Origin of the sequence: Vibrio sp. 10N.222.52.B7, assembly GCF_041474275.1 — a bacterium.
GTDB lineage: Bacteria > Pseudomonadota > Gammaproteobacteria > Enterobacterales > Vibrionaceae > Vibrio > Vibrio crassostreae_C.
In genome coordinates this window covers 34942-47339 of sequence record NZ_JBFRTU010000004.1, presented here as the reverse complement: position 1 = coordinate 47339, position 12398 = coordinate 34942, and the positions used below count along the sequence as shown (strand labels likewise).

The window sequence follows — 12398 nt, the reverse complement described above, 5'->3', positions numbered from 1 at the left end:
CTAGAATGTTATTTTAATTTACTGATTTATATAATAATAAAATCATTTTGACTGATTTGTTGTTTTTGGTGTTGATGAATCTATGGATTAAAAAAAACGATTGCGGGTAATTCTTCACATAGTTATTCACAGAAAAGGTGAATAAATGTGGTCTATGTCTCACTATTGTGTGGGTAACTAGAATTTGAGCAAAACTTATCCATATTCCTAGTTATTATTCATAAATATAGCGCTTATCACGTCACTAAGTTTGCTCCGATTGGGGATATGTGGAAAAATCAGAGTAATTAAAAATTTAGATAGAGGTTGGCCAGTGATAGATGGCGATGGTTACCGATTAAATGTTGGTATTGTAATCTGTAACAACCATGGTCAGGTCTTCTGGGCTAAACGATACGGGCAACATTCATGGCAATTCCCTCAAGGGGGAATAGATGAAGGTGAGACTCCGGAACAGGCAATGTACCGCGAGTTGTATGAAGAGGTTGGCCTTACTAAAAAGGATGTAAAGATCGTCGCGACAAGTCGTCATTGGTTACGCTACAAGCTACCCAAACGACTGGTTCGGTGGGATTCTAAACCTGTCTGTATTGGACAAAAACAGAAGTGGTTCCTTTTGCGCTTAGATTGCGATGAATCGCATATCAATATGCAGCGTGGAAGTACACCTGAGTTTGATGGTTGGCGTTGGGTGAGTTACTGGTACCCAGTTCGACAAGTTGTTTCTTTCAAGCGAGATGTTTACCGTCGAGCGATGAAAGAGTTCGCATCTTTAGCAATGCCGTTTAAAGAGCGAAAAATAAAAGGAAAGCGCAAATTGCGTAGAGGTTAAGCATGCTCAGTCAACTAAGGGAAATAGTTGAACACGTATCAAGAGTTGAAGATGTGTCGACGGCTCTTGATATTTTGGTTAAAGAGACATGCAGTGCGATGCAGACGGAATGTTGCACCGTGTATTTGGCAAATAATGATATGCAGCGCCTTGAGTTGATGGCAACTCAAGGCCTGATCTTCAAAGGCAATAGCATTCACATTGGTTTTGACGAAGGTCTGGTTGGCCTTGTTAAAAGAAGTGCTGAACCTATCAACCTTGCACAAGCGTCTGCTCACCCTGCTTATAAGTTTTTTCCAGAGCTTGGAGAAAACGTCTATCACTCTTTTCTCGGTACTCCGATTATCCACCGCAAGCAAGTGCTCGGTGTATTGGTCATTCAACAGAAGACCCCACGTTTATTTAGTGAGATGGAAGAATCCTTCCTTGTCACGCTCTCTGCACAACTTGCCGTTATTGTGGCGCACGCCCAAACTCAAGGCCATTGGCTGTTAGAGCAACAGAAGCTACCGGCTACTAAAGGTATTGCAGCTTCATCGGGCGTGGCGATTGGTGACTTATGGTGGGACAACACTCAGCCTGAACTCACCGATGTTTATCCTGCTTCGACGCTCAATATAGAGAGAGAGCATGAGTTGTTGGCGGTAGCGGTTGAAAACGCCCTCAATGACTTTAAGCGCATGCGAAAGCGCTTAGATAGCGAAATCAATAAAGACGCGCTGGCGATCTTTGATCTGTTTACTCACTTACTCAACGATCCAATGTTGCGTAAGGATCTAAAAAGCCAAATCCAGAAAGGCGATAAAGCCGATTGGGCACTAAGACAGGTTGTAGAGAGTTATTCTAATCGCTTTGCTCGTATGTCGGACGTGTATCTTCGTGAGAGAGCACAAGACATCCGAGAGCTCGGACAAAGGCTGCTCTATTTCCTCCACAACTCTGAACATGAACTTCGCACGTTAGATAAGCCGATTATCCTAGTGGTTCGTGAGTTAACCGCTTCGGTATTAGCGTCTATTCCCAAAGAAAAGCTCTTAGCGGTGATTTCCTTGGAAGGGGCGGCGAACTCGCACGCAGCGATTTTATCTCGAGCGCTTGGCATACCTTCCGTCATGGGGGTAAACCTCAACCTAGCTCAAGCTAATGGCAAGCGAGCGATTGTTGATGGGTATAGCGGTGAGATCTTTATTGAGCCGACTAAAAGCCTGCTCAAAGAGTATCGAGGGCTGATTCTAGAAGAGAGTGAGCTCTCCTCTATGGTCAATCGCGAGCTGTACCTACCGGCAAAAACGCAAGACAACAAGCAAGTTGAGATTCTGCTTAATGCGGGTTTAAGTGCAGACACTAACATCGCTATCAACCAAGGCGTTGATGGCGTAGGGCTGTATCGAACTGAAATTTCTTTCTTGTTGCAGCAAAGATTCCCGTCAGAGGATGAACAATTCAAGCAGTATCGTTCTGTACTGGCAAGCTACCCAGAGAAACAAGTGGTGATGCGTACACTCGATATCGGTGGTGATAAGGCCTTACCGTATTTTCCTATCGAAGAGGACAATCCATTCCTTGGTTGGCGTGGTATTCGGTTTACGCTCGATCATCCTGACATCTTTATTATTCAGTTACGTGCCATGCTACGTGCGAGCTGTGAAAGCCATAACTTGAGTATTTTGCTGCCGATGATCTCTGGTGCACAGGAGTTGGATGACGCGCTACAGTTGATTGAACAAGCGTATGATGAAGTGCATGAGCTTGATAACCGAGTGCGTATGCCTCGCGTTGGTATCATGATTGAAGTGCCATCCATGCTGTACATACTGCCGCTGATTGCGCATAAGGTCGACTTTGTTTCAGTCGGTACCAACGACTTAACCCAATATTTATTAGCGGTTGATCGGAACAATTCACGAGTATCCGATGTCTATGAATCAATGCACCCTGCGGTGATCATGGCATTAAAACAAATTCATGATACTTGTAAGCAATATCAATTACCTGTTTGTATTTGTGGCGAGTTAGCCGGTGACCCGATGGGCGCGCTGCTATTGATTGGATTGGGGTATGAGACGTTAAGTATGAATACCTCGAATGTCGCAAGAACCAAATATTTGATTCGTCAATCGAACTTGGCTGAATTACAGGATTTGGCAAATAAGGCACTTTCAAAACCGTATGGTAGTGACATCTATAGTATGATGCTGAACTATTTCGAAGAGCGTGAATTTACAGGCTTCATTCGAGCAGGTAAAAAATAGGATTTAACGTGTCATATGAACTGATAGGCTTGTTAGCGGGCCTTGGTGCTATTGTTGGTGTTTTAGCAGGCTTGCTAGGCATTGGTGGTGGTTTGCTGGTTGTTCCTGCCTTACTGTTTTTGCTTCCTAAAGCGGGTATCCCCCAAGAGTTTGCGATGCAAATGGCATTGGCTACTTCGCTATCAACCATCATCGTTACGTCGGGATCGTCTGCGATTAACCATCTAAAGTTGGGTAACGTAGAGATGTTTGTCGTTAAATGGTTGATGCCAGGTGTGGTGATAGGTGGCTTCCTCGGCTCTTTCGTGGCCGATGTAATTCCAGCTCAATACTTACCAAAAGTCTTTGGTGTGATTGTTTTGGTGTTGGCGTTGCAAATGCTATTGTCGATTCGCTCCAAGAGCCAAAAATCGATGCCGGGTTCAGCTAAAACCGTGTTGTGTGGCGGCGGGATTGGTTTGGTATCAAGCTTAGCGGGCATTGGCGGTGGGTCTTTATCGGTACCTTTCCTTAACCATCACGGTGTGGAAATGCGTAAAGCCGTCGGCTCATCTTCGGTATGCGGTTGTGTTATCGCGATTTCGGGAATGCTAGGTTTTATTTGGCATGGATCTTCTGTCGATGATCTTCCTGCGTATAGCTTGGGTTATGTTTATCTACCGGCTTTGATCGCGATTTCTTGTACCTCAGTTTTGACCACTCGAGTGGGTGCGAAACTGGCCACTCAATTGCCAACCCCTGTGCTGAAGAAATTCTTTGCGGTATTTTTAATGTTTATAGCAGCCACAATGCTGCTGTAGTGTCTTTTCTGTTAGTCATTGAGCTAACCGTTAATCAATTTAGATAGAGAGCCAAGTATGTCTCAGGGTTTTATCGAATTCCCAAATATCGATCCTGTTCTTATTGAACTAGGACCAATCTCAGTTCGTTGGTACGGCCTAATGTACCTTGTCGGTTTTATGTTTGCTCTTTGGTTAGCAAATCGCCGAGCTGATCAACCGGGTAGTGGTTGGACTCGAGAGCAAGTATCAGACTTACTGTTTGCTGGCTTTCTAGGTGTGGTGTTGGGTGGTCGTATTGGCTACGTACTTTTCTACAACTTTGACCTTTTCCTAGCAGACCCACTGTACCTATTTAAGGTATGGACTGGCGGTATGTCTTTCCACGGTGGCTTGCTGGGTGTTATCACCGCAATGTTCTGGTATGCGAAAAAGAATGGTCGCACCTTCTTTGGCGTGGCAGACATGATTGCACCACTCGTCCCATTTGGTTTAGGTATGGGCCGTCTAGGTAACTTCATGAACAGCGAGCTTTGGGGCCGTGTGACTGATGTGCCATGGGCGATTGTGTTCCCTAACGGTGGTCCACTTCCTCGTCACCCATCTCAACTTTACGAGATGGCGCTTGAAGGTATCGTGCTGTTCTTCATCTTGAACTGGTTTATCAAAAAGCCGCGTCCTCTTGGTTCTGTATCAGGGTTATTCCTAGCTGGATATGGTACATTCCGCTTCTTAGTAGAATACGTACGTGAACCTGATGCTCACCTAGGTTTGTTCGGTGGATTTATCTCTATGGGACAAATTTTGTCACTGCCAATGGTTATCATCGGTGTGCTGATGATGGTGTGGGCATACAAGCGTGGTTACTACAAAGACGAATTACCACAACAAACGAAGTAAGGAATTGGTGTGAAACAGTATTTAGATCTCTGTCAGCGTATCGTTGATGACGGTACTTGGATTGAAAATGAACGCACGGGCAAGCGTTGCCTAACCGTGATCAATGCTGACCTTGAATATGATGTTGGTAATAACCAATTCCCACTGGTAACAACGCGTAAGAGTTTTTGGAAAGCCGCAGTTGCTGAGCTGCTTGGCTATATCCGTGGTTACGACAATGCTGAAGATTTTCGTAAGCTAGGGACTAAAACTTGGGATGCGAATTCTAACCTGAATGAAGCATGGCTGAATAACCCTTACCGCAAGGGTGAAGATGACATGGGCCGTGTTTATGGCGTTCAAGGACGTGCATGGGCAAAACCTGACGGCGGTCATATCGACCAACTGAAGAAGATTGTTGATGATCTAACTAACGGTATTGATGACCGCGGCGAGATCTTAAACTTCTACAACCCAGGTGAGTTCCACATGGGATGTTTGCGTCCGTGTATGTACAGCCATCACTTCTCACTACTTGGTGATACTCTGTACCTAAACAGCACTCAGCGCTCTTGCGATGTACCCCTAGGCCTGAACTTCAACATGGTTCAAGTGTATGTCTTCCTAGCTATCATGGCGCAAATCACGGGTAAGAAAGCTGGCGTGGCTTACCATAAGCTAGTAAATGCTCATATTTACGAAGATCAACTTGCACCTATGCGTGATATCCAGTTAAAGCGTGAGCCGTTAGCTGGCCCAACATTCCATATCAATCCTCAGATTAAGTCTCTAGAAGATTTGGAAACATGGGTAACGATGGATGACTTCTGGGTTGAAGGTTACGAATGCCACGAAGCGATTAAGTACCCATTCTCGGTTTAATCTCACTCGCTTTGTTTGATTGAAAGGCTGCCTCTGTGCAGCCTTTTTTGTATCTAAGTTACAGTGACGAGTAATCGAGATTCGAAGAGCAGAGAAATCATATGCTGTGTGATGCTTTATGTTACTCGTATACTCTCAACGCGCATTGGCTCTTTCTCTTCGATACTCGCTTACACGCATCTCGAATCTTTTTTCGATTCATCATTCCCTAGACTGACGAAGGAAGGAGTTGGGAGTCTCTTTCGTGGTGTGTTTGTGGGATTCCCTATCACGCTCGTTCCTCGCTGTAGGGAATGACGGAAATATATAGATGCGGGTAAACGAGATGCGGGATACGAAGAGCTAGAACGGACTTCTTTGGTGAGTAATGCTTACCTTACCGATTTACTCTTATATCGTATCAGTTTCAGCTCTTGTCACAAGCTTACTCATATCTCGAATTTGATTTTAGCTCTTCGTTACTCGTTTACCCGAATCCCGTATCTGCTCTTAAAAAGAAAAAGCCCGCAACCTAGGAGGTAGCGGGCTTTGCTATAAGCGATGTTTATTTTGCTATTAAGCGGTAAGAGCTAACACGCTACCAGGCAGTACAAGGAATACCGCAACAAGGTAACCAGCCACTACAGCTTTGTTCTTCACAGCCATGTCTGAAATCATGTCTGCCGCTTTAACTGGAAGTTCACGTAGGAACGGGATACCGAAGATGAATACCGTTGACATGATGTTGAACACCAAGTGTACTAGAGCAATTTGTAGTGCGAATACTGCGAACTCACCAGACACTGCTGTAGCTGCAAGTAGAGCCGTAATACATGTACCGATGTTTGCACCCAGAGTGAATGGGTAAACGTCACGTACTTTAAGAACACCTGAACCTACTAGTGGAACCATCAAGCTTGTTGTCGTAGAAGAAGACTGAACAAGGATAGTCACGATAGAGCCAGAAGCGATACCGTGGATTGGACCACGACCGATTGCGTTCTTTAGAATCTCACGAGCACGACCAACCATTAGGCTCTTCATCAGCTTACCCATTACAGTAATAGCTACGAAGATAGTTGCGATACCTAGAGCGATAAGCATGATGCCGCCAACAGTGTCGCCAAACGTTGATAGTGGTTCTTTAATCGCACTTACAACAGGCTTAGTGATTGGCTTGATGAAGTTAAGACCACCCATGCTCATATCACCTGTTGCTAGCATCGGTGATACTAACCAGTGAGAAATTTTCTCTAGAATTCCAAACGCCATCTCTAGTGGTAGGAAGATAGCAACGGCTAATAGGTTAAAGAAGTCGTGGATTGTCGCACTTGCGAATGCACGTTTGAACTCTTCTTTACAACGAACGTGACCAAGGCTAACTAGCGTATTGGTTACCGTAGTACCAATGTTAGCACCCATGATCATAGGAATTGCTAGCTCAACAGGTAAACCACCTGCCACAAGGCCAACGATAATTGAAGTAACTGTACTTGATGATTGAATAAGCGCTGTTGCTACTAAACCAATCATTAAGCCTGCAACTGGGTGTGAAGCAAATTCGAAAAGAACCTTTGCTTGCTCGCCTGTTGCCCATTTGAAGCCTGTACCAACCATTGAAACTGAAAGTAATAGTAGGTAAAGCATGAATGCCAAGTTAGCCCAGCGTAGCCAACGAGTAGTGCTCGAGATAGGCGCTGCTGCAGTAGTAGCTTGGTTCATAATGTTTTCTCCATTGGACCGTTTAAGTCTGTGTTTGGTCTGTTTGTTTAATCTGAGCGTGATGTTAGAGGGGAAATATTTCAGTAATATTACATTTTGGTTTAGGTGCGACTTTTTTGTGATGATTTACTCTTTAAATATTCCAATTGCTAATGTGGTTGTTTTAAGTTGTTGTTTTAAATTGTTTTTTAATGGAAATTCTATAGGTGATATAGATCTTAAAAGTTAGAAAAAAATTGAAAATAATCGATGAAATATTACATTATGAAATCAGACACTTCGAAAAAATAAGTGGTAAATCTATGTTTGGTTAGGTTTTTCCGAGTTTGTTGAGTGGCGGTGTCATATTTGATATAAAAGGGTATCTACTCTTTTATTACGGCACATCTATGTCGCATCTCAACTACAACCATCTGTATTACTTCTGGATGGTTTGCAAGCAAGGCTCTGTTACTAAAGCTGCAGAAGCCCTATTCCTAACACCACAAACGGTAACGGGGCAGATAAAAGCCTTAGAAGAACGCATGGATGGCAAGTTGACCAAGCGTAATGGCCGAAGTGTTGAGCCTACAGAGCTTGGGCAACTGGTCTTTAAATATGCCGATCGTATGTTTGGCCTGAGTTACGAGATGCTGGACATCGTGAATTACAGCCAGCACTCCAATATTCTGTTTGATGTTGGCGTCGCGGATGCGCTCTCTAAAAGACTCGTCAGTAAGATACTGATGTCGACCATCCCTCCAGATAACAGCATTCACTTGCGCTGTTTTGAATCGACCCATGAAATGCTACTTGAGCAACTCTCTCAACATAAGCTCGATATGATTTTGTCTGACTGTCCGGTGGACTCTAGTCAAAGCCCGGGCCTGTTCAGTAAAAAGCTGGGTGAGAGTGGAATGAGCTTTTTTAGTTCAGGTCAGGTTGAAGGGGTTAATTTCCCTGCTGTATTGGAGCAAAGAAAGCTTTTGATCCCTGGCAGCCGAACCTCAATGGGTCGTAAAGTGCTGCAATGGTTTGATAGACAAGGGCTTAAGCCAGATATTTTAGGTGAGTTTGATGATGCCGCATTGATGAAGGCTTTTGCTCGTTACCATCATGACGTAATATTTTTAGCACCGACGATTTATATGTCTGAAGTGGAAGACGACACATCACTGCAACTATTAGGCGGTATTGAAGAGTTAAAAGAGGAGTACTACGTCATATTTGCTGAGAGGATGATCCAACATCCAGCAGTAAAAAACGTATGTGACGCAGATTTTAGCAAATTGTTCGAGTGAGATAGTTTGTTAATGAATTGATATCGATTATCATAACTCCGCAATATGCCGGAAATACTGATAGCCCGTAGTTGGCGTAAAGGTTGTAGGGAGCCAAACTATGAACTTAAAAGAGATGGAGAAGAACTCAGCACAAGCTGTGATTCTACTCAAAGCCATGGCTAACGAGCGTCGCTTACAGATTTTGTGCCTATTACATGGCACTGAACTGTCGGTTGGGGAGTTGTGTGGCAAGTTGGAACTGAGTCAGTCTGCTTTATCTCAACATCTTGCTTGGTTGAGAAGAGATGGTTTGGTCGAAACTCGCAAAGAAGCTCAAACTGTGTATTACACATTGAGTAGTGAAGAAGTAAAAGCGATGATTAACCTACTGCATGGTATTTACTGCAAGTAGCTTATTGCTGGTGGGAGGGGGATTTCTTATCAGCGATAGAATGACACAAGGAAGTGTTAGCATTTCACATTGAACGTTAGTGTTTACCTATCTATCTACGTACCAATTTGCTTCTCTATTTATTTTTCTGATTGTTTGTTTTATCTATCTGCTTAAATTGTTTATCGGTCAGAAAAACGGCTGTTAGCACGTAAAATAAAAGCGTTACTCAAAATTTAGATATAAAAAAACCGGCCTAGGCCGGTTTTTTTCGTTTTGCGTTGTAATCAAATTTCTATTAAAGAGCTTTGATTGCAGCAGCGAAACGAGACTTATGACGTGCAGCTTTATTCTTATGAATAAGGCCTTTAGTCGCCATACGGTCAAGAAGTGGTGTAACTTCTACAAGAGCAGCAGTTGCAGCTTCTTTATCACCAGCTGCGATAGCTGCGATAGTCTTTTTCATGTAAGTGCGCATCATAGAACGACGGCTAGCATTGTGCTGGCGACGTTTCTCAGCTTGGATAGCGCGCTTCTTAGCAGATTTACTGTTTGCCAAGGGTCTAACTCCCAAAAACTTAGTTCGGTGACAATTTAAGGGCGAGGACTATCCCTCATTAGCGCTTAATTGTCAAATGATTTGTGCAAAAACCAATCGTAGCCAAACAAACTTTGGTATGGAAAGGTCATCGCGGTTAAGATGGCGGGGATTCTAACAGCATTTTTAGACCAATGCTAATAAATATGCTTCTTAGGACAGGATAGTATTTATCCTCGCTTGAAAGTAATCAACCAGTGTCAGAGGTTTCTGTGAGTAAACGACTATTAAAGTCAGGCCTGATTGTCAGCGCAATGACTTTTGTTTCCCGTGTATTGGGGCTAGTACGTGATGTAGTAGTAGCAAATTTGATGGGGGCAGGAGCGAGTGCCGACGTATTTTTCTTCGCTAATAAAATTCCTAATTTCTTACGTCGACTTTTTGCAGAAGGTGCGTTTTCTCAAGCGTTTGTTCCTGTATTAACGGAATATCACGCCGCAGGTGATAAAGATAAGACACGAGATTTAATTGCTAAGGTGTCGGGGACGCTCGGGGTTTTAGTTTCTATTGTCACCGTCATCGGGGTATTGGGCTCTGGCGTGATCACCGCGATGTTTGGTGCGGGTTGGTTTATCGACTGGCTAAATGATGGCCCATCAGCACCCAAATTTGAGCTAGCGAGCTTTATGCTCAAGATTACCTTTCCTTATTTATGGTTTATCACCTTCGTCGCTTTATCTGGTGCCATTCTTAATACATTAGGTAAATTTGCGGTCTCTTCTTTTACTCCTGTGTTCTTGAACGTGATGATCATAGGCGCTGCATGGTTTATCTCACCTAATTTAGAACAACCAGAAATTGGTTTGGCGATTGGTGTGTTTCTTGGTGGCTTAGTCCAATTCCTTTTCCAAATGCCTTTCTTGATCAAAGCGGGTGTGTTGGTTAAGCCGAAGTGGGGATGGAGAGACCCGGGTGTGGTTAAGATCCGCACATTAATGATCCCTGCTCTGTTCGGTGTATCGGTCAGCCAAATCAACTTATTGTTTGATACCTTTATTGCCAGCTTCCTCGCAACAGGCTCTATCAGTTGGTTGTACTACTCAGACCGACTGCTTGAATTTCCTCTCGGTTTATTCGGTATCGCGATTGCGACTGTGATTCTTCCTGCTTTGTCTCGTAAACACGTAGATGCTCAAGGGGAAGGGTTCGCGCATACCATGGATTGGGGCGTGCGCATGGTGTTGCTGCTTGGTATTCCTGCGATGTTAGGTCTTATCGTTTTAGCTAAACCCATGTTGATGGTGCTATTTATGCGTGGTGAGTTCTCTCCACACGATGTACAGCAAGCATCGATGTCATTGGTAGCTTACGCATCAGGCTTGCTTAATTTCATGCTGATTAAAGTTTTAGCTCCGGGCTATTACTCTCGCCAAGATACCAAAACACCGGTTAAGTACGGCATTATCGCTATGGTGACCAATATGGTGTTTAACGCGATCTTTGCTTATTTTTATGGCTATGTGGGTTTGGCGATTGCGACGGCACTGTCTGCCTTTGTGAATATGGCCTTGTTATATCGAGGATTGCACCTTGCGGGTGTGTATCAATTAACTAAGACAACCTTGTTGTTCAGTGCCAAATTAATTATCTCAGGTGTGGTGATGGTAGCGGCTATTTTATGGCAGCTGGATAATATGCAACATTGGCTTGAATGGAGCTTTAGCCAGAGAGCGCTGACATTAACTGGCTTGATTGGACTTGGTGGCTTTGTTTATATTGTTTCGGTACTGATTTTAGGTATCCGAGTAAAACATTTAAAAGCAGCGACAGATTAATACTGATTAGTATATAATCCGTCGGTTTCACACAATAAATGATGCAAATAACAGGTTTTAGCTGATCATAATGGAACTGATCCGAGGTATACACAATATTAAAGCGCAGCATCATGGCTGTGTATTAACCATAGGTAACTTCGATGGTGTTCATTTAGGACATCAAGAGGTTTTGAGTCAGGTTTCTAAACAAGCTGCAGCATTAGGGCTACCTTCTGTTGTTATGACGTTTGAACCGCAGCCTATGGAGCTGTTTGCCCGAGATAGAGCGCCAGCACGTTTAACTCGTTTACGAGACAAATACGTGCAACTGAGTAAGCTAGATATCAGTCGCTTATTGTGTGTTAATTTTAATCAGTATTTTGCAAGTTTATCCGCGGAAGCATTCATTAAGGATCTTTTGGTTGATAAGCTTGGTGTGAAGTTCTTGGTGGTTGGTGACGATTTTTGCTTTGGTAAAGGTCGTACCGGTAATTTCGCTATGCTCAAAGAGGCGGGCGAGAAGTACGGTTTTGAGGTGGTCAGCACCCAAAGCTATTGCTTAAACCAATTACGAGTAAGCAGTACTGAGATACGAAATGCATTAGCGGTCGATGACTTGGCTGCAAGTGCTACCATGTTAGGACGTGATTACAGTATTAGTGGTCGAGTGTCCCATGGTCGAAAACTAGGGAGAACTATCGGTTTCCCTACCGCTAATATTCCATTAAAGCGTTGTGTTTCTCCTGTATCGGGAGTGTATGTTGTTGAAGCTTTGGATATCGACGGTGTTCCTGTCGGTGGCGTTGCTAATATTGGACAACGACCAACAGTTAATGGGGTAAGGCAGCAATTGGAAGTGCATTTTTTTGACTTTAAAGCCAATTTATATGGTAAACAGTTAGAAGTACGACTTTTGCACAAACTGCGCGACGAGATAAAATTTGAATCGTTCGACGCACTAAAGAATCAAATAGAATTGGATGCTGAAGCCGCAAGGGTGTGGCTGCTTCAGCTAAAGAATTAATCGGATGATTCCACCGATTAACATAATGTCTAACTTCGCCC

Annotated in this window: 11 protein-coding genes; 9 read left to right on the top strand and 2 right to left on the bottom strand. The window is 43.7% G+C overall.

All coding sequences use genetic code 11. The annotated features are described in order from the left end of the window. Positions 1-313: 313 nt before the first annotated feature. Genes rppH through AB4512_RS02090 form a run of 5 tightly spaced genes read left to right on the top strand, consistent with a single transcriptional unit; the run spans position 314 to position 5624 of the window. The gene (rppH, locus tag AB4512_RS02110) at positions 314-832 is read left to right on the top strand and encodes an RNA pyrophosphohydrolase (protein ID WP_017059335.1); all 519 of its coding nucleotides are present in this window, start codon (positions 314-316) and stop codon (positions 830-832) included. A gap of 2 nt (positions 833-834) precedes the next feature. Next, positions 835-3084 (top strand): phosphoenolpyruvate--protein phosphotransferase, encoded by a 2250-nt coding sequence (gene ptsP / locus AB4512_RS02105; RefSeq protein WP_017059336.1) that lies wholly within the window; start codon positions 835-837, stop codon positions 3082-3084. Positions 3085-3092: 8 nt separating this feature from the next. Continuing rightward, positions 3093-3884: a sulfite exporter TauE/SafE family protein gene (locus tag AB4512_RS02100; protein ID WP_017059337.1), complete on the top strand. Its 792-nt coding sequence runs from the start codon at positions 3093-3095 to the stop codon at positions 3882-3884. 57 nt (positions 3885-3941) lie between these two features. Then, complete coding sequence (gene lgt / locus AB4512_RS02095) at positions 3942-4763, top strand: prolipoprotein diacylglyceryl transferase (RefSeq protein ID WP_372174250.1); 822 nt, start codon at positions 3942-3944, stop codon at positions 4761-4763. A 9-nt stretch (positions 4764-4772) separates the two neighbouring features. Beyond that, the gene (locus tag AB4512_RS02090; RefSeq protein WP_017059339.1) at positions 4773-5624 is read left to right on the top strand and encodes a thymidylate synthase; all 852 of its coding nucleotides are present in this window, start codon (positions 4773-4775) and stop codon (positions 5622-5624) included. Between the two features lie 555 nt (positions 5625-6179). On the opposite strand, the gene AB4512_RS02085 is transcribed toward AB4512_RS02090, so the two are convergent. Next, entirely contained in the window at positions 6180-7325 is a 1146-nt protein-coding gene (locus tag AB4512_RS02085; RefSeq protein ID WP_017059340.1) for a Na/Pi symporter, read from the bottom strand. Between the two features lie 389 nt (positions 7326-7714). Here AB4512_RS02085 and nhaR point away from each other — a divergent pair, with 389 nt between their 5' ends. Together nhaR and AB4512_RS02075 are read left to right on the top strand one after the other, a co-directional pair. Further along, positions 7715-8605, top strand: coding sequence for a transcriptional activator NhaR (nhaR, locus tag AB4512_RS02080; RefSeq protein WP_017059341.1), 891 nt, complete (start codon positions 7715-7717; stop codon positions 8603-8605). A gap of 100 nt (positions 8606-8705) precedes the next feature. Next, positions 8706-8999 (top strand): metalloregulator ArsR/SmtB family transcription factor, encoded by a 294-nt coding sequence (locus AB4512_RS02075; RefSeq protein WP_004735028.1) that lies wholly within the window; start codon positions 8706-8708, stop codon positions 8997-8999. A gap of 277 nt (positions 9000-9276) precedes the next feature. Here the strand turns inward: AB4512_RS02075 and rpsT are convergent, their stop codons facing one another. Then, a complete protein-coding gene (gene rpsT, locus AB4512_RS02070) occupies positions 9277-9537 on the bottom strand; it encodes a 30S ribosomal protein S20 (protein WP_004739529.1) in 261 nt (86 codons plus the stop codon). A 251-nt stretch (positions 9538-9788) separates the two neighbouring features. On the opposite strand from rpsT, the gene murJ reads away from it, so the two are divergent. Then, complete coding sequence (gene murJ, locus AB4512_RS02065) at positions 9789-11351, top strand: murein biosynthesis integral membrane protein MurJ (protein ID WP_032545655.1); 1563 nt, start codon at positions 9789-9791, stop codon at positions 11349-11351. Positions 11352-11421: 70 nt separating this feature from the next. Next, positions 11422-12357, top strand: a complete 936-nt coding sequence (gene ribF, locus AB4512_RS02060) for a bifunctional riboflavin kinase/FAD synthetase (protein WP_017062867.1) — start codon at positions 11422-11424, stop codon at positions 12355-12357. Positions 12358-12398 lie beyond the last annotated feature (41 nt).